The sequence below is a fragment of the Flavobacterium rhamnosiphilum genome (genome assembly GCF_004349195.1).
GTDB lineage: Bacteria > Bacteroidota > Bacteroidia > Flavobacteriales > Flavobacteriaceae > Flavobacterium > Flavobacterium rhamnosiphilum.
Genome location: NZ_SMLG01000001.1, coordinates 540,147 through 558,835 on the forward strand (window position 1 = coordinate 540,147; position 18,689 = coordinate 558,835).

The 18,689-nt window shown below is 34.2% G+C and carries 17 protein-coding genes; 9 read left to right on the forward strand and 8 right to left on the reverse strand.

From position 1 onward, the window contains the following. Nucleotides 1–85: 85 nt before the first annotated feature. The 3 genes from E0I26_RS02330 to E0I26_RS02340 all read right to left on the reverse strand — a co-directional run bounded on the left by E0I26_RS02330 (nucleotide 86) and on the right by E0I26_RS02340 (nucleotide 5,503). Nucleotides 86–3,517 carry a hypothetical protein gene (locus E0I26_RS02330; RefSeq protein ID WP_131914882.1) on the reverse strand — a complete coding sequence of 1,144 codons (3,432 nt, stop codon included), beginning with the start codon at nucleotides 3,515–3,517 and terminating at the stop codon, nucleotides 86–88. A gap of 194 nt (nucleotides 3,518–3,711) precedes the next feature. Further along, nucleotides 3,712–4,968: an aspartate kinase gene (locus E0I26_RS02335; protein WP_131914883.1), complete on the reverse strand. Its 1,257-nt coding sequence runs from the start codon at nucleotides 4,966–4,968 to the stop codon at nucleotides 3,712–3,714. Nucleotides 4,969–4,996: 28 nt separating this feature from the next. Then, on the reverse strand, nucleotides 4,997–5,503 hold the full coding sequence (locus E0I26_RS02340; RefSeq protein ID WP_131914884.1) for a GNAT family N-acetyltransferase: 507 nt from the start codon (nucleotides 5,501–5,503) through the stop codon (nucleotides 4,997–4,999). Between the two features lie 257 nt (nucleotides 5,504–5,760). On the opposite strand from E0I26_RS02340, the gene fbp reads away from it, so the two are divergent. Then, nucleotides 5,761–6,780, forward strand: a complete 1,020-nt coding sequence (gene fbp / locus E0I26_RS02345; protein ID WP_131914885.1) for a class 1 fructose-bisphosphatase — start codon at nucleotides 5,761–5,763, stop codon at nucleotides 6,778–6,780. 58 nt (nucleotides 6,781–6,838) lie between these two features. On the opposite strand, the gene E0I26_RS02350 is transcribed toward fbp, so the two are convergent. Beyond that, the gene (locus tag E0I26_RS02350; RefSeq protein ID WP_131914886.1) at nucleotides 6,839–7,270 is read right to left on the reverse strand and encodes a TerB family tellurite resistance protein; all 432 of its coding nucleotides are present in this window, start codon (nucleotides 7,268–7,270) and stop codon (nucleotides 6,839–6,841) included. 179 nt (nucleotides 7,271–7,449) lie between these two features. On the opposite strand from E0I26_RS02350, the gene E0I26_RS02355 reads away from it, so the two are divergent. The 3 genes from E0I26_RS02355 to E0I26_RS02365 are packed head-to-tail and all read left to right on the forward strand — an operon-like array spanning nucleotide 7,450 to nucleotide 10,062. After that, a complete protein-coding gene (locus tag E0I26_RS02355; RefSeq protein WP_131914887.1) occupies nucleotides 7,450–8,043 on the forward strand; it encodes a HupE/UreJ family protein in 594 nt (197 codons plus the stop codon). 2 nt (nucleotides 8,044–8,045) lie between these two features. Continuing rightward, nucleotides 8,046–8,477 carry a deoxycytidylate deaminase gene (locus E0I26_RS02360; protein WP_131914888.1) on the forward strand — a complete coding sequence of 144 codons (432 nt, stop codon included), beginning with the start codon at nucleotides 8,046–8,048 and terminating at the stop codon, nucleotides 8,475–8,477. A gap of 13 nt (nucleotides 8,478–8,490) precedes the next feature. Continuing rightward, nucleotides 8,491–10,062: a S41 family peptidase gene (locus tag E0I26_RS02365; protein ID WP_131914889.1), complete on the forward strand. Its 1,572-nt coding sequence runs from the start codon at nucleotides 8,491–8,493 to the stop codon at nucleotides 10,060–10,062. A 31-nt stretch (nucleotides 10,063–10,093) separates the two neighbouring features. On the opposite strand, the gene E0I26_RS02370 is transcribed toward E0I26_RS02365, so the two are convergent. The 4 genes from E0I26_RS02370 to E0I26_RS02385 all read right to left on the reverse strand — a co-directional run bounded on the left by E0I26_RS02370 (nucleotide 10,094) and on the right by E0I26_RS02385 (nucleotide 12,419). Next, nucleotides 10,094–10,843: a lysophospholipid acyltransferase family protein gene (locus tag E0I26_RS02370; RefSeq protein WP_131914890.1), complete on the reverse strand. Its 750-nt coding sequence runs from the start codon at nucleotides 10,841–10,843 to the stop codon at nucleotides 10,094–10,096. 67 nt (nucleotides 10,844–10,910) lie between these two features. Next, nucleotides 10,911–11,516 carry an FAD-dependent oxidoreductase gene (locus tag E0I26_RS02375; RefSeq protein ID WP_131914891.1) on the reverse strand — a complete coding sequence of 202 codons (606 nt, stop codon included), beginning with the start codon at nucleotides 11,514–11,516 and terminating at the stop codon, nucleotides 10,911–10,913. 2 nt (nucleotides 11,517–11,518) lie between these two features. Continuing rightward, nucleotides 11,519–11,722: a hypothetical protein gene (locus E0I26_RS02380; RefSeq protein ID WP_131914892.1), complete on the reverse strand. Its 204-nt coding sequence runs from the start codon at nucleotides 11,720–11,722 to the stop codon at nucleotides 11,519–11,521. A gap of 118 nt (nucleotides 11,723–11,840) precedes the next feature. Further along, nucleotides 11,841–12,419 carry a MarC family protein gene (locus tag E0I26_RS02385; RefSeq protein ID WP_131914893.1) on the reverse strand — a complete coding sequence of 193 codons (579 nt, stop codon included), beginning with the start codon at nucleotides 12,417–12,419 and terminating at the stop codon, nucleotides 11,841–11,843. A gap of 268 nt (nucleotides 12,420–12,687) precedes the next feature. On the opposite strand from E0I26_RS02385, the gene E0I26_RS02390 reads away from it, so the two are divergent. From E0I26_RS02390 to E0I26_RS02410, 5 genes are all read left to right on the forward strand, one after another. Next, nucleotides 12,688–13,254, forward strand: coding sequence for a DUF3109 family protein (locus E0I26_RS02390; protein ID WP_131914894.1), 567 nt, complete (start codon nucleotides 12,688–12,690; stop codon nucleotides 13,252–13,254). Between the two features lie 263 nt (nucleotides 13,255–13,517). After that, nucleotides 13,518–14,495 carry a ribonucleotide-diphosphate reductase subunit beta gene (locus E0I26_RS02395; protein WP_131914895.1) on the forward strand — a complete coding sequence of 326 codons (978 nt, stop codon included), beginning with the start codon at nucleotides 13,518–13,520 and terminating at the stop codon, nucleotides 14,493–14,495. A gap of 58 nt (nucleotides 14,496–14,553) precedes the next feature. Further along, nucleotides 14,554–15,117 carry a hypothetical protein gene (locus E0I26_RS02400; protein ID WP_131914896.1) on the forward strand — a complete coding sequence of 188 codons (564 nt, stop codon included), beginning with the start codon at nucleotides 14,554–14,556 and terminating at the stop codon, nucleotides 15,115–15,117. 249 nt (nucleotides 15,118–15,366) lie between these two features. After that, a complete protein-coding gene (locus tag E0I26_RS02405; RefSeq protein ID WP_131914897.1) occupies nucleotides 15,367–17,781 on the forward strand; it encodes a ribonucleoside-diphosphate reductase subunit alpha in 2,415 nt (804 codons plus the stop codon). Nucleotides 17,782–18,167: 386 nt separating this feature from the next. Then, entirely contained in the window at nucleotides 18,168–18,659 is a 492-nt protein-coding gene (locus E0I26_RS02410; protein ID WP_131914898.1) for an RDD family protein, read from the forward strand. Nucleotides 18,660–18,689 lie beyond the last annotated feature (30 nt).

Consider the following 18,689-nt stretch of genomic DNA (forward strand, 5'->3'; position numbering starts at 1 on the left):
TTGATTTTAAATTTTATGTAATAAAAATAATAAAAAATAATCATATTTGGAAAGTCATCCGATGAAATTATTCCAGATTTCAACATTAAAAATAAGCTCTCAATTGAACGTTTCCGGTATGAATGGCTTGGCTTGTTTCACTTTTTCGTCCTTGATAATTGAAATTAATGTCTAAAAATTGTGTGATGTTTTTTTGCAAAAGCAATCTCCAAGTCAAGTTCTGCCCAGTTTGTAAACCTTCGAGCATTTGAAATCCAACCGAAGAAAATTCATTTCCTTCAAATTTATTTTGGTAAAAAGAAACTTCTCCGTTTAGCGTTATTTTTTTATCACTGGCATAGGAAAAGGAAGTTCCAAAACGGTTTTGTAGTAATGTTTCGAAAATTCCAATCTGGTTTTCTTTGCTTTGTAATTCATAAAAGAGATCCCAACTGGTGTTTTTAGAGAATAAATAACTGATTTTTGGAGCCAATTGATATCCGTTTATTTCATAATTTTTTTCCGGGAAATTCTCTGATTGAATAGTGGTTTGGATTGTTTTGGCAAAAAAACCGAACAGCCAACTTTTTTGGTACATATGTCCATACTGCAATTGATGCGAACTGTTTGTAGCTTCCTGCGAACCTATCGACAAGAGGTTTTTCATTTTATTCTGAAGATAAGAATAGGTAATCGAATGGTTTTGCTTTCCTCGATTGTAAAACAAGCTATTCCTCAAGCTGGAATTTAATCCCAGCACATTTTCATTGGAACCGCTAAACGGATTTAATTCAAAATTATCTCCGTCACTTCTCGTTTTTCGGTCAATTATAAATGCGGTTTGATTGTAGAAATAGGAAAGTAATCTTTTTATTCCTTTTTCATTTTGCCACTGATTCGGGTTCAATGTCACGGATTGTGAGAATTTATTTTGATGTGTTTTTATATAAATCCGATTGGGTAAAAATACTCTGATGAATTTTGCCTGATCGATAAATGGAGCAACTTCAAACTCCTGTAATTCCTGAATTCCATTGCCGTTATAATCATTCCACGTATAAACGCCCTGACCTGCGGAGACTTCGAGATAGGTAAATTCCTGTTGTGGAATGGTTCCTGAATTCGTTTCATAAACCGTTGTGCTTTGGATTAATTGATTGAAGAAACGATCCGTGTATACTATTCTCGAATTTAATGAAGGCTCTCTTTTTCTTGTTGCATCCACAAAATCCAAGATTCTGTAATTGGCATAAAGGGACAAATCACTTTTATTAGTTTGAATTAATTTCGATTTCAGCATCAAAGTCTGGGAGGAATTGACCCGCTGAATCAAGCCATTTTGTAGGCTGTCATTGGTTCTTCTTAAATAGCCCAATTCTACAAAAACTTTAGTGCTATCACCACGACCGGTAAAAAAACCATACTCCGTAAATTTTTGGCTTAATGTCGAAAATTGATTGGTTGCTTTGTTTTTTTCTTGATTGTCTTCTAATCGCAAGCTGGAACCAACCCAGTTTTTATCAAAATGAAAACGCATTTGAGATTGGTTTCTTAAAAATTTAGAAGATAAAACAGTACCGTCACTTTTTAAGAAACTGCCTTGGTTTTGAAAGGTCCATTTTTTTATTCGAAATAAACCATTTAAAATATGTCTGCTTCCAGAAAAATTTTCGGAGAAATTCAGTTTTTCAAACTGATACAAAAATAATCCTTTATTGGTGGATTTTGGTTCTGGATTTAAGTCCAATTGCAAACCGGAAACCAATAAACTTTGATTTCCAATGGCAGCGGTTCCTAAGTTCCAATCCCTGTCAAATTCTATATTGTACAGTCGTTCCACGGATCTGAAATCTTTTTGTATAAATTGATAATTGGCAAAAGCATCCATCTGCCATTTTTTTGAAAAAATACGTTGCTTGGCATTTATTTTTCCAGCTAAGCCTTGATTGTTGAAGTCATCAATGGGTGAAAATAAATTTTTATCATTGTTGCTGAGACCAATTTCAAAATCAACAGCCGTTTTTTCGCTGGGGTTGTATTTTCCCAAAAAGGTGGCTACTTGAATTTTTGTAGGCGCAATGAGCTGAATTATCGGTTCATAATTTCCTTGAGGAATACCGTTTATTGGCTCTACATATTCATAAACTCGGGTAATGGTAGCCGAATTTGTTACCATATAATTCCCATTATTGGTTCCTACCAAAGTGAATCGGACATTGAATAGTTCCTGTTGCGCATCATTTGAGTATTCGAAAATTTCAACGGCATTAACGATCGTTTTTCGATACAGCACTTTGTTTTCGGAGTAGGAATCAGAATAGGCAGAAGGCGCTGTCATTAAATCAGGATTGTCTCCGGAATTGACTAAAATCTGGGCTTGTTCTTTCGATAAATTTTGTTGTAGCGGTTGGTTTTTCAAGTCGTTTTCCGAATATAAATACCCTCCAAAACTCCATTTTTCATTTTCATGCGTGGCACCGGCATAGGTTACAAAACGGGTGTAATTCCTGTCGGAATATTGATATTCTATAGCAATCCGCATTTCAGAAGTTATAGTAAAAAGTGGCGTAAATACAATTTCACCGGCATTGTAATCTATTGTATAATCATTGTTTTCGCCTCGTTTCAGTAAAATGCCATTTACATAAACCCGCTCTGAACCCGAAACAACCAGTACATATAATTCTCCATTTTGTCCTTTTAATTTGTAAGGACCTTGATTGCCTTCTTGTCCCACAAAATTACTTTTGGCATATTGGCCTCGAACTAATGCTGCTGATGCAAATACATTCGTTTTGTTTTCTTCGGTTCCAAAGTTGAAATTAGTCGCCAGTCCCTGTACTTTTTTATTGAAATTGAGGAATTGGGTTTTCTTGTTTTCCAGAAAAATATCTCCTGCTCGAATGTTCCATTGGTCACTGAACAATTCCATGAAAACATTGTCAAACTGATCCAGTTTTTGAGAATATCCGCCATCCTGCAACGGGATATTACTGTCTTGAATGGAGGCTCTCAAACTTACTTTTTCGGAAATTTTTCCTGTAATTTGTAAATCTAAATTAGAGTTCAAAACCGCATTTTGATTGTTTCCTATGGTAATGCCACGGGTAATGCTTCCGGAAGTATTCAAACCATCAAAAGGCATATTTTTCTTTAGGTTTTTCTCTTCAATTTTATACAGATTGCCAGTCCCTGCTTCATTACTGACTACTCTGCTGGGATCGTAAATGCGGTATTCTTTGGTTAGTATTTCAGGAAATTTAAGATAGTGTATCGTAAGCGAATCGGAGTTAAAAGCACTATTTTCCTTTAGAATTAAAGTCCCTTTTTTAAAATCTATTTTAAATAAAGTGCTGTCGATGGGTTTGCCATTGGCGTCAAGCAGTTTGAAAAAACTGGAATTAATACTTTCTTTTTCAATGTAAATAGTGTCGCGGGAAGGAAGAATTTTTTTGGTTTTGTACAGCGAATTAATTTCCTGAGCATGGAGCCCAGAAAAACAGCTTATTACAATCCAAAAAAGTAATTTTTTCAACATAAATACTATAACTCGAAAGTATCAAAAGTAGTACTTATAATCCGATAATTAGAAAATGCGTCAATCAGAAAATCAGGGAATAGACAAATCGACATATTCTGGTTTAGAGTTCTTGATTTTATGCTTTGGAGCAACAAAAAATGGGAATCAAAATTAAATTCCGATTCCCATTTTTAATATTGTTGAAACAGTTTTTAAACTTCTTTAGTAATCACTTGCATGGTTTCACGACTGACTTGTTTCAATAAAACTACTTTGTTTTTCTCAACAGTTTGAGCTGCTGTTTCGTTGAAATGTCGGATAGTATATAAGGTTACATTCTCGTCGTAATCCACTTTAAATTTTTTAGATAAAATGGCGTTCAGCGCTTTAAAATTGTCAAATTTATCCTCCACACATACAGAGAAACTAATCGCAGAATTCTGGATTAAGTTTACTTTTATTTTAAATTGGTGAAACAGAGCAAAAATCTCGCTGATGTTTTCTTCCATGATGAAAGAGAAATCTATTGATGAAAGCGAAATCAAAAGCTGGTTTCTTTTGACAATAAAACAAGGCAAATACGGTTCTAAGTCAACACCTTTGGAAACACTTGTCCCTTTTAATAATGGGTTTATAAATGATTTTACATACAAAGGGATTTCCTTTTTTTGTAAAGGTTGCAGCGTTTTTGGATGAATAACCGTTGCACCGTAAAAAGCTAATTCAATGGCTTCACGATACGAAATCTGATTTAATAAACTTGCGTTTTCAAAATATCTCGGATCGGCATTCATTACTCCGGGAACATCTTTCCAGATGGTTACGCTTTCGGCATTTAAGCAATACGCAAAAATTGCAGCAGTATAATCGGAGCCTTCACGACCTAAAGTGGTGGTGAAATTATTCTCATCTGAACCCAAGAAACCTTGTGTGATGTTCAGTATTTTTCGTTTTACGTTTTTAGAAATGTTTTTCTGTGTCAATTCCCAGTCTACTTCCGCATCTCTATAATTTGCATCCGTTTTTATGAAATTACGCACATCCAGCCATTGCGTTTTTATTCCCATGAAATTCATGAAATGACTGAGGATAGTTGTCGAAATTAATTCGCCATAACTTACAATCTGGTCGTAAACAAAATTATAATTGGGAGATTTATTATGTGTAAGGAAATATTCTAAATCAGCAAATTGAGTATTTACAGCGGCGAAAACTTCGTTTTTGTCATCTTCAAATAAATCCATCAAAATTTGATTGTGGTATTTTTTTACTTCTTGGACTGATGAATTTAACTCAGCCGATTTGTCGAAATAGTTTTTTATGACAATTTCCAGTGCATTCGTCGTTTTTCCCATTGCAGAAACCACTAACAATACATCTTCATAACCCACTTTTTGTAAAACGTCATATACGTTTTTAATTCCTGCGGCATCTTTTACAGAAGCTCCTCCAAATTTGAATACTCTCATAGTCTTAAACAAAAATTGTTCTTTTACTTTATTTCAATTTATTCTCCACAAAATCGTTGATTCCTGCTTCATCCATTTGTACAACATCCCAGTCCCGCAGCACTTTTGCACCTGATTTTTCATAGAATTCTATTGCCGGGGTATTCCAGTCCAGTACATTCCATTCCACTCTTCGAACCTGATCTTTTTTACCCTGTTTTATAATTTCAGAATATAAAGCATATCCAAGTCCGGTTCCACGCATTTTGTCTTTTACCACTAAATCTTCTAAATGAATTGTTTTTCCTTTCCAAGTCGAATAGCGGTAATAGTACAATGCGATACCCACAATTTGCTTCGCCTGTTCGCTATCGCTCGGGTCTGACTCAACTTCGGCAACAAAAACATGAAATAGAGGGACAGGACCAAAACCATCCCGAATTAAATCGTCAACAGTTACAAGAACAGCATCTGGCTCCTTTTCAAATTCGGCTAATTCTTGGATAAGACCTAAAACAGCTTGCATATCTTGTGGCTCTCCTCTTCTAATATTCATACGTAGTTTATATTTAATTTATTTTGAATATGGAATTCGCATTACTGTATCGGCGTTTTTATCAAACTTCCATACTGCTCATTTCATAAATTTTTATTTTAATGCTTCAAAAACGCAATAAAACTGCATTTTTACGTATTAATTTTGTGTTTTAATAAGCAAATATACAATACTGACAAACTAAGTAAATATTATTCAAATCATTTTCACAAAAAAAACGATATTTGTGACTTCAAAACAACTACATCGATTTCTTAATGGAAGAACGCAACAAAACACTAGGAGAATTTATCATTGAAAACCAAAACGCTTTTCAATATTCGTCAGGCGAATTATCCCGAATCATTAACTCCATCCGACTGGCTGCCAAAGTGGTCAATTATAAAGTAAACAAAGCTGGATTAGTTGATATTGTGGGTGCTGCCGGAGAACAAAACATACAAGGAGAAGACCAGCAAAAACTCGATGTTTATGCGAATGAAGTTTTTATTCAAACTTTAATCAATCGTGAAATTGTATGTGGTATTGCTTCCGAAGAGAATGATGATTTTATCACTGTAGAAGGGAGTGACAACAGTCATAATAACAAATATGTGGTTTTAATGGATCCGCTTGACGGTTCATCAAATATTGATGTAAATGTTTCGGTTGGAACTATATTTTCGGTTTATAGAAGAGTTACTCCAATAGGGACTCCAGTTACCATTGAAGATTTTTTACAGCCGGGAATCAATCAGGTTGCGGCGGGATATGTTATTTACGGAACCTCGACGATGTTGGTTTATACAACAGGACACGGAGTGAACGGATTTACGTTGAATCCAGCGATTGGAACCTTTTATTTATCGCATCCAAAAATGCAATTCCCAACTGATGGCCATATTTATTCCATTAACGAAGGGAACTATGTTCATTTTCCGCAAGGAGTAAAAGATTATATAAAATATTGTCAGTTAGAAGAAGGAGACAGACCTTATACTTCAAGATATATAGGGAGTTTAGTCTCGGATATTCATAGAAATATGATTAAAGGCGGGATTTATCTATATCCTACGAGTTCTAAAGCACCAAAAGGAAAATTAAGATTGTTATATGAATGCAATCCATTAGCTTTTATTGCTGAACAAGCGGGAGGAAAAGCCTCAGATGGTTTTAATAGAATCATGGAAATTGAACCTACGGAATTACATCAAAGGGTTCCGTTCTTTTGCGGAAGCTACAACATGGTGGAAAAAGCGGAAGAATTTATGCATAAAGCTAAATTAAGCAAGTACTAAAATGCATGTTTAATAAAAAAGCTCCCAGATTTCTGGGAGCTTTTTTTATACTTTACAATTACTTGTTCATGTTTTGCATTTCGAAAAGGAAAGTATCTATATCGACTTTTCTATCTACTAATTTAAGTGCTTTATGTATAATATAGTCTACATTTTCAGCATTAAAGCCTAGTGCTACTCCAATTTTTCTTAATAATAATTCTTGTGTGTCACCTAACTGATGATCCACATGAACCATTCTCGCTAAATCAAACAAACGCTCCAGTCTTTGCTCATGTAAATAAGGAGGGTTTATGGGATATTTTAATGGGTTTTCTAAAATTTCTTCATATTCTGCTTGAGAAATTTCTAATCGAACAGCCAGTTTGTCTAAAAATAGTTTCTCTTCTGGAGCAAACTTATCGTCAGCCAATGCTACACGAACAATAGCTGAAAAATGACCTTTATTTCTTTGTTTGAATTCGCTATCAAATAAATCTGAAAATGACATAATTATTGTTTTTTTATCTTACAAAGATAAATCTATTTTTAAATTAATGATTTTAATTTTTTTATATTTTTTCTTTGAATTTGATCTCTTTTGAATTGTATTTATTTAAATAATCAAATCAATCATTTTCAAAATTAATCGTAAGTTTACAACCCCTTTATCAACCTAATAAATTACCTATGTCAGAATTTTGGATTTACTTTCAAATAGGATTAAAACACGTTTTAGATATTCATGCTTATGACCATGTTTTATTTTTAATAGCATTAGCGATTCCTTTCTCTTTTAAAGATTGGAAGAGAATTGTGCTTTTGGTGACGCTTTTTACCATTGGACATACGATGGCTTTATTGCTTTCTGTTTTTGGTATAGTTGCGATTAAAGTGAATGTTGTCGAATTATTAATTCCAATAACGATACTGATAACGGCGTTGTTTAATCTTTTTACGGCGGGAAAATCAAGTAAGAAAGAGAGTATAAATTTGGTGTTTTTTATCACACTTTTCTTTGGAATAATTCATGGATTGGGTTTTTCAAATTATTTCAAATCGATTCTTGGAGGCGATGCTACTTCTAAAATATTGCCATTGTCAGAATTTGCATTAGGAATAGAAGTGGCCCAGATTGTAGTGGTTTTTATGGTTTTGATTTTGTCGTATATTGTTCAAACCGTTTTTCGATTCTCGAAACGCGATTGGACATTAGTGATGTCGGCATTTATAATAGGAGTAGTGATACCAATGATTGTTGAAAGTGAAATCTGGATTAGATAAAAATGAACGAAAAAAAATTAAATAAATACGATAAAGCGTATCTTAGAATTGCCAAAGAATGGGGTCTTTTATCGTATTGTAAACGCAAACAAGTTGGTGCGATTATTGTGCGGGATAGAATGATAATCTCTGACGGATACAACGGAACGCCATCCGGTTTTGAAAATTGCTGTGAAGATGAAGAAGGATTGACGCGTTGGGATGTTTTACATGCTGAAGCAAATGCAATTCTGAAAGTGGCACGATCCACACAATCCTGCGAAGGAGCGACTTTGTATATTACGCTTTCGCCTTGTAAAGAGTGCAGCAAATTGATTCATCAATCCGGAATAAAAAGAGTGGTGTATCAGAATGGATACCGTGACGATTCAGGAATTCAGTTCCTTATTAAAGCAGGAGTTGAGGTAGAACATATCCCAATATTAGAAGAATAAATGTTGTCTTCGTATGAAATATAACGTAAAATATTTGCCCATTATTATTTTCTCAACACTCGCTCTGGGTGTTGTGCTGGGCGGAATGTTGAATTTTCCTAACGCAGCTGATTTTTCGGACAGAAACAACTCTAGGAGCAAACTCAATAAACTGATTGATTTTATCGACAATGAATACGTCGATGATATCAATACGGATTCTATTGTAAACCTTACCGTAGATAATATTCTGGCGCAACTCGACCCGCATTCCGTATATATTCCGCCAAGCGATCAGCTGGAAGTGGTAGAAAGCATGAAAGGAAATTTTGTGGGGATAGGCGTAAACTTTTATATGTATAACGATTCAGTTGCGGTTATAAAACCAGTTGAAAATGGCCCTTCGGCAAAAGCTGGAATAAAGGCAGGTGACCGAATTTTGTATGCCGATAAAACAAAATTATTTGGACGAAAATTGCCAAGTGACAGTTTGTATTCTAAATTGAAAGGAACGGTGGGTTCTGATATTGAATTGACTATCTACAGAAAATCCGAAGGCAAAAAGCTAAAAGTAAAAATAAAACGGGATGTTATTCCTCTAAAAAGTGTTGATGCCGCTTTGCTTTTGAGTAATAAAACGGGTTATATAAAAATAAACAGATTTGCCGAAACGACCTATAGAGAGTTTATGGCGGGTTTAACTAAACTGAAACAACAAGGTGCAAAATCACTCGTGATTGATGTTCGTGATAATGGTGGCGGTTATATGGAAGAAGCGATTGCTATTGCCGATGAATTGTTGACGGATAAGCAGCTGATTGTTTTTACCAAGAATAAAAACGGGAATATAGACAAGACATTTGCAACCAAAAAAGGCAGTTTTGAAACCGGAAACGTATTTGTTTTAATCAATGAAAACAGTGCTTCAGCCAGTGAAATTCTAGCGGGGGCGATTCAAGATAATGACAGAGGGACTATTGTGGGACGCCGTTCTTTTGGAAAAGGATTGGTACAACGAGAAATGGATTTTGCCGATGGTTCAGCGGTTCGATTGACTATTGCCAGGTATTATACGCCAACCGGTCGCTCGATTCAAAAGCCTTATTCGAAAGGAAATGAGGCGTATTTTAAAGAATCAGAAGCTCGTTTTGGAAATGGTGAATTGTATGAAAAAGACAGTATAAAAGTTTCTGATACCATAAAGTTCAAGACTAAAAAAGGTAAAATTGTATACGGCGGAGGCGGAATTGTTCCTGATGTTTTTGTACCGCTAGAAGTGGAACACGGAAATGAAAGTGCCGCTTATTTATTACAATCCGGAATCGTGGGCAATTTTGTTTTCGAACAATTGGATAAAAACAGAAGCGCTTTTAAAGGACTGACTTTCGAACAATTCAAAATTAAAATGAATCAAACGGATTTGTATTTTAATTTGTTTCAAAAATTTATCTTCGGAAACGGATTGGATTTAAATTTCGGAAAAAGCAAGTCATTGGTGAAAAGATACTTGACTGCTGAATTCGCCCGACAATTGTATGGGGAAAGCTGTTATTATGAGATTGTATTGAAAGAGGATGCAATGATTAAGGCGGTTTCAAAGAAGTAACAGTGAGGAAAAATACTCGTTTTAAAAACAATTAATTTTCATTATTCCAATCTTTTCTATACCGAATGAGTTCTTCATCTATCATCTTTTTAGATGTATTTAATAAGTAGGTTGCATCTTCAGAGTAAATAGGTGGAAAAAAAGTGATTTTAATTTCGGTAGTCCATTTTCCAAAACACTTTAAAAAATGCGGAATGAAAGTATCATCTCCCACAAAAGCATCTGTTTTTTCTTTGTAATCAATAGCAATAGGAATAACTGCTGCTTTAATCTTAGTGGCCATCACAAACGAGCCATAATTAAAATCTACAGTCGTTGGTAGAACATCTGTTGTGCCTTCTGGGAAATTAATGATAGAATATCCTTTGGCCAGAACTTCTCGAATATTTTCGGCAGTTTCTTGTCTGCTTTTTGGACACTTTCTGTCTACAAATAAAACACCGGATATTTTGCAGATGTAGCCAATCATAGGCCATGAGGCGACTTCTTTCTTTCCTACAGGAAAAGCATGTATTTGATTTACAATAACGATTGGGTCAAAATAAGAACGATGGTTGGCTACAATCAGTCCTTGTATGGTTGGTTTTTCACCGTAAATTATGGTACGAATGCCTAAAATGATATTAAGCCCTCTTATTAAAAAATCACGTAGTAAAAGTCCTCTTTTGGAATTGTTTTCTTCGCTACGAAAAAAACTCATCAAATAGAAAATAATCGAGAAAAAGGAAACGAATAGTACAAAAATGATGAGCCTAGTCAGACCCAATAATAGTGATAACATAAAATAGTGTATTGAAATTGTAAACCTACCACTATTTTTCCAGTGATTTTTCAGAATCAAATTCTATTTACCTGATACTGTCGTGTGCATGAGTCTGCACGCCGTCATTCCATACCGTAAGAATATCTGTTGCAACGGCGGCACCGCTTCCGGCAGCAATAGCCAGTTGACTTCTCCAGCCTGCTAAAGTTCCTATGACATAAATTCCTTCAGCAACTTTGTGGTCGCTGTTTTTTAGTTGGATTCGTTGTTTTTCGGGAAGGGATTTTTGATGGGATTCTACATAATGCATCAATCCTTCAATTGCAAAAGTATTTGCGGATCCAATGCCTATGACAATTATTTTAGTTCGGTAAGAGTTCTTGTTTGTAAGGACTGTAAATTCAGGAAATTGTCCTTCAATTTTTAGTACTTTTTCATCTGGAATTTGAGTAACATGAGGATAGGCTTTCGAAAGATGTTCCGTGCTTTCCTCCAATAATTCAGAGCCTAATTTCCCCGGAGCTATTCCGTATGCATTATTAAACAGCGCATCTTGAAGAGAAGATGTTTTTTGATGGGTAAAAATTCCTATTTTTTTGTCAGCAGCAAAGGATTTGTTTTTTGCAGAACCCAAAACGAGTGCACATGACATTCCGGAAACGCCACCACCAACTACGAGAACATCAAACATTGTTATAGTTGGTCGTTTGATTTTTCTTCTATTTTTTTAGCCATCCTAAAAATTAGAAGTATCAAAACGGCACAAAAAGAAGCGGCAATTCCAATAAAAGCAACTACGCTATCTCCTTGAAATGGATTTCTAAAATCCAACAAAGTAACATTAAATATGATTAGCGCTAATGCTAAAAACACCAATATGTTAGTAAAAATTTTCATAATACGTTTTTGTTTTTGATGTAAAAGAAATAGATTTTTTTGTTTTAGAAACAGGTCTGTCCAAAAATCAGATTGTCTTTTAAAATTATCTTAGGGGGTAAATTTATGAAAATTTATTTTAGACGAACAAACCTTTAACATTCGCAGCGAATAATTTAACAGCAATTGCAAGAAGTACTACGCCAAAAGTCTTTCGGATCACGCCAAGTCCATTTTCTCCTAATATTTTTTCGATTTTAGATGATGATTTCAAAACGATATATACCAGAATAATATTCAATAGTATTGCAATAACAATATTTATGGTAAAAAACTGGGAACGTAAAGAGAGTAAAGTTGTCATTGTACCGGCTCCGGCTATCAAGGGAAACGCCAAAGGGACTATAGATGCGGAACTCGCTTCTTCATCACGATAAATGCGAATGCCTAAAATCATCTCTAGTGCCAGAAAGAATAATACAAACGAACCGGCAACGGCAAATGAGTTCACATCAATTCCTATTAAATTCAATAATTCTTCTCCCACAAAAAGGAAAACAATCATAATTGTACCGGCTACTATTGAAGCTTTTTCGGATTCTATATGTCCATGTTTTGATCTTAAATCAACAATAATAGGAATGCTTCCCACGATGTCAATTACAGCAAAAAGTACCATTCCAACCGTAATTATTTCTCTAAAATCGATTTCAAACATAATTTTTTGTTTGCAAAGTTAAACTTTTCGATAGATTTTTGATTAAAATTAAATTTTATTACAACAATTCTGATTCATTTTTTTACAGACCGATTTTTAATTGATTTTTTGTTATTTTTGCCGGTATGTTATTTACTGTTAGTCTGTTAGTTGGTTTTAAAAGTCAATTTTTCCGTTGGTTTTAAAAAAGTTAAAGTTGGTTTTTATCTAAAAAATTACAATTTACTTTAACTACCTTTGCACTTTATAATCCCAGTACCCCAAAATAATGTTTCAATTAGGAAAAACCATCGTCTCAGAAGACATACTCGAAAAAGATTTTGTTTGCAATTTATCCGCCTGTAAAGGGGCTTGTTGTGTTGATGGTGATGCGGGAGCTCCTTTGAGCGTTGAGGAAACTAAGATATTAGAAGAAATTTATCCTAAAGTAAAACCATTTTTACGCAAACAAGGAATTGCTGCTATCGAAGCGCAAGGAACTTGGACAACAGGAACTGACGGTGATCTTGAAACACCGTTGATTGACAATAAAGATTGCGCCTATGTAATTTTTGACGGTAAAACTGCTTTATGCGGTATCGAGCAAGCGTATAATCAAGGAATAATTGATTGGAAAAAGCCTGTTTCTTGTCATTTATATCCTATTCGTGTGAAAGATTTTACGGAGTTTGCAGCCGTTAATTATGACAAATGGGATATTTGTGATCCAGCCTGTTCTTTAGGTCAGGAACTTGAAGTGCCGGTGTATAAATTTGTCAAAGAGGCTTTGGTTAGAAAGTTTGGAGAGGACTGGTATGCAGAGCTTGAAATAGTCGCCCAAGAGCTCAAAAAATAAATCCAAAAAAAATTAAATTTTTCTTGTTTCCTGTTTTTAAAATCCTATATTTTACGGTACTTCATCTCTTTTTTTAAATTTTAAAATACTGATGTATAGTTTTTTATGATTTTTATGAAAAGTATCCTGATTTTTTCCATTTGTTAAAAACTAGGGGCGATTGTGAATAAGTTTGGCTTTTAATTTCCGCAATATTTCACAATCTTTGTAATCCGCAGAATGCATAAAATTTCTTTAAAATCTCAAAAAAATAAACAATTATAATGACGCAAGTTGAACCAATTTTACAAGAAAATAAAAATCGTTTCGTAATTTTTCCTATCAAACATCATGATATTTGGGAATGGTATAAAAAGATGGAAGCTAGTTTTTGGACTGCTGAAGAAATAGATTTGTCACAAGATTTAAATGACTGGAATAATAAGCTTTCTGACGAGGAGCGTTATTTTGTAAAACATATTCTTGCTTTTTTTGCTGCTTCTGACGGAATTGTAAATGAGAATTTGGCTGAAAATTTTGTGAATGAAGTGCAATATGCTGAAGCAAAATTCTTCTATGGTTTTCAAATCATGATGGAAAACATTCACAGCGAAACCTATTCGTTATTGATTGATACCTATGTAAAAGATGAAGCGGAGAAAGATGACTTATTCAATGCTTTGGAAGTTTTTCCGGCTATTAAGAAAAAAGCGGACTGGGCTTTGAAATGGATTGAATCCGATTCGTTTGCGGAGCGATTAATCGCTTTTGCAGCGGTGGAAGGGATTTTCTTTTCGGGAGCATTTTGTTCTATTTATTGGTTGAAAAAGCGTGGATTAATGCCAGGATTGACATTTTCTAACGAATTGATTTCTCGTGATGAAGGAGTTCACTGTGATTTCGCGGTGCATTTGCACAACCATCACTTGGTGAATAAAGTGCCAAAAGAAAGAATTAGAAGTATTATTGTAGATGCTTTAAATATAGAAAGAGAATTCATCACCGAATCGCTTCCGGTAAGTTTAATAGGGATGAATGCGGTATTAATGACGCAATATTTAGAATTTGTTGCCGATAGATTGTTGGTTGAATTAGGTTGCGACAGAGAATACAATACTACAAATCCTTTTGATTTTATGGATATGATTTCGCTTCAAGGGAAAACAAATTTCTTTGAAAAGAAAGTAGCCGAATATCAAAAAGCAGGAGTGATGAACACCGATAGTGATGCTCAAAAAATATCTTTTGACGCTGATTTTTAATGGATAGTGTTTATATAAACTTGTATAAAAAAATATTAATTAAAAACATAAATAAATCATGGAATTATATTTAGAAAAATATTCTAAAAAAAATAGTGAATGGGAAAGTTTTGAAATTTTAAATTTAAAAAAAGTCACTGAAAGTACTAATGTTTTATTGGTTTTTGATGGAGAAATGTCATTTTCTCTAAAAGATGAAAATGTAAATCAAGAAAATAATTTTTATCAAATATATAAGGTTCAGTTTTTTGCGGTTTGTGATATTAAAATCGCAAAAAGTGTATTATTAGCTTTTTGCATTGATGAATGTGGACAATTAACACCGTATGTAATATCAGATCTTCCTAATGATTATTGCCAAGCAGAAACAACTAGATTTTTTCTTATTGATTATAAAGGTTATTTGGAAATTTGTGATATAACAAAAGAAAAGAAATTATCTTTTGAAGAATATCTTGAGGAGAAGAAATCTGGGAATCAATTTCCAAATTCTTTTTTAAAGTATGAAAACAAATATTATAATTGGGACGACAATAAAGAAGTTTTTGATAAAGTTGAGAAATCGGACGATAGTAGATTTGATGCTTTGGAAAAATTAGATGAAATTTCTATAAAAAATTAGAAATTAAAGAAAAGGGTTTCAATAAGTTACGAGTCTTTGTAGATTAGCCCAGATTACTTCACTTAATTTCTATTTTTATAGGTGTTCAGTGAACTTCGTTTGAAGAGGAAATCCTTTTTATTTTTTCTTTTAAAAATAAAAAGATTGCAACGTCCCGATAGCTATCGGGAAGCGGAAATAGCTCCAAAAAAGTATTACAAATAACAAAAAACAGCGAAGGGATTTTCTGTTTTAAAAACAAACAAAAGTATGTACGTAGTAAAAAGAGACGGCCACAAAGAGCCGGTAATGTTCGACAAAATCACGGATAGAATTAAAAAACTATGTTATGGTTTAAATGATTTGGTAGATGCTGTGAAAGTAGCAATGCGAGTAATTGAAGGACTTTATGATGGAGTTTCTACGTCAGAATTAGATAATTTAGCAGCCGAAACTGCGGCTTCGATGACTATTGCGCATCCAGATTATGCACAATTGGCAGCGAGAATTGCAATTTCGAATTTGCATTCCAATACAAAAAAATCATTTTCGGAAACAATGAACGATATGTTTCATTATGTAAACCCGAGAAATGGGCAAGATGCTCCTTTGTTGTCTGAAGAAGTGCATCAAGTGATTATGAAAAATGCTGAATTCTTGGATTCACATGTGATATATAACAGAGATTTCAACTACGATTATTTTGGCTTTAAAACGCTGGAACGTTCTTATTTGCTAAAAATAAACGGTAAAATCGTGGAACGTCCGCAACATATGTTGATGCGTGTTTCGGTTGGAATTCACTTAGATGATTTGACATCAGTAATAGAAACTTACGACTTAATGTCGAAAAAATTCTTTACGCATGCGACTCCAACGCTTTTCAACGCTGGAACGCCAAAACCTCAAATGTCTTCTTGTTTCCTTTTGGCAATGCAAGACGATAGTATTGACGGGATTTATGACACGTTGAAACAAACGGCTAAAATCTCGCAATCAGCAGGTGGAATAGGACTTTCTATTCATAACGTGAGAGCGACAGGTTCTTATATTCGAGGGACTAATGGAACGTCAAACGGAATTGTTCCAATGTTGCGTGTTTTCAATGACACGGCGCGTTATGTAGATCAAGGTGGTGGAAAACGTAAAGGAAGTTTTGCGATTTATATCGAAACTTGGCATGCGGATATTTTTGAATTCTTGGACTTGAAAAAGAATACCGGAAAAGAAGAAATGCGTGCAAGAGATTTATTTTTTGCGATGTGGACTTCTGATTTATTCATGAAAAGAGTACAAGAAGACAGTTATTGGACGTTGATGTGTCCTAACGAATGTCCGGGATTGTATGATGTGTATGGCGAAGAGTTTGAAGCGATGTACATTGATTACGAGAAACGCGGAAAAGGTAGAAAAACCATCAAAGCACATGAATTGTGGGAGAAAATTCTGGAATCGCAAATTGAAACTGGAACGCCTTACATGTTGTATAAAGATGCAGCCAATAGAAAATCAAACCAAAAAAATCTGGGTACGATTCGTTCTTCGAATTTGTGTACTGAGATTATGGAATATACTTCTAAAGATGAAATCGCGGTTTGTAACCTGGCGTCACTTTCATTGCCAATGTTTGTGGAAAACAAAAAATTCAATCATGACTTGTTGTTTACCGTGACGAAACGTGTAACGAGAAACTTGAATAAAGTTATCGACAGAAATTATTATCCGGTAAGAGAAGGAGAAAATTCTAATAAACGCCACAGACCAATCGGTCTTGGAGTACAAGGATTAGCCGATGCTTTCATTATGTTGCGTTTGCCTTTTACCAGTGATGAAGCTAAAAAACTGAATCAGGAAATTTTTGAAACCTTATACTTTGCTGCTGTAACCGCATCGATGGAAATGGCGAAAGAAGAAGGTCCTTATTCCACTTTTAAAGGTTCGCCAATTTCACAAGGAGAATTTCAATACAACCTTTGGGGATTGAAAGATGAGGAATTATCAGGACGTTGGGATTGGGCTTCGTTAAGAAAAGAAGTGATGGAATATGGGGTGAGAAATTCATTGTTAGTAGCGCCAATGCCAACTGCTTCGACTTCGCAAATTTTGGGTAACAACGAAGCATTCGAACCATATACTTCTAATATTTACACGAGAAGAGTACTTTCGGGAGAATTTATTGTGGTAAACAAACACTTATTGCACGATTTAGTGGAACGCGGTTTGTGGAACGAAACTTTGAAACAAGAATTAATGCGTAATAACGGTTCTGTTCAAGACCTAAACATTCCGCAAGACTTGAAAGAATTGTACAAAACGGTTTGGGAAATGTCAATGAAAGACATTATCGATATGTCACGTCAACGGGGTTATTTTGTCGATCAATCGCAATCATTGAACTTATTTATGCAAAATGCCAATTATTCTAAATTGACATCAATGCATTTCTACGCTTGGCAATCAGGATTAAAAACAGGGATGTATTATTTAAGAACAAAAGCTGCGGTGGATGCGATTAAATTTACATTGAACAATGATAAAAAAGCGGAGCCAATTGAAATTCAAGAACAACCAGTTGCCATTCCTGTAGTAACGGAAGCAGTAGAGATGACTGCTGATGAATACAGAGCAATGATTGAATTGTCTAAAAATGCAGGTCCGGACGAATGTGAAATGTGTGGGTCTTAAAGATTTTAGAATGATGATTAACGATTTTTGATTTTTGATCGAAAACCGTAATGAATAGAACACTTTGTCATTTCTCCCGAAGTTTCGGGAAGAGGATAAATTTTAAGCAGTTATTGTAATGATAACTGCTTTTTTTTTGGAGCTATTTAGCTTCGCTGAATCTTCGATGTTCCGCTTTCCGTTTCAATTTTTTTATTTTTAAAGAAAAAATAAAAAGGATTTTCCCTGCAAACGAAGTTCACTGAACTCCCATGAAATTAAAAGTGTTGTGAAGTAATCAGGGTTAAAATACCAAGAGCTAACAGTTTAAATTTGTAAATAATTCACTATATTTGAGATAGTTATTAGTCTTAAAACCTTTTTTATAATAATCAAAAATAATAAAAATGGAAAATAAAAAATTTACTGTTACAGATGATTTATTAGCTTCCAAAGAGCAGCGTTTCCTGAATTTTATTATCGATATATTGATAGTTTATGTTATTGAAATCACTATTGGTACCACTTTAAATATAATTGGAGACTTGACCAATAGTTATGCCGCTTCGAATTGGGTTACATCATTAAGCCCAATTGAAAACTTCTTTTTTGGACTTATTATCCTGTTTTTTTATTATGGACTGACTGAAATGTATTTCTCCAGAACCTTCGCTAAATATTTTACAAAAACACTTGTTGTCAAACATGACGGTTCAAAACCAAATATGAAAAGCATTATTATACGAACAGTATCGAGATTAATTCCTTTGGAGCCTTTTTCTTTTTTAATTGCTGCGCGCGGATGGCATGATACATTATCCGTTACGTATGTGGTGAAGAAACATGAGTTTATAGCAAAAAAGAAATTGCTTGATCCATCTGATGAAATCGTAGTTTAATAATAGTTTCCTTAAAAAGAAAACCCAGTA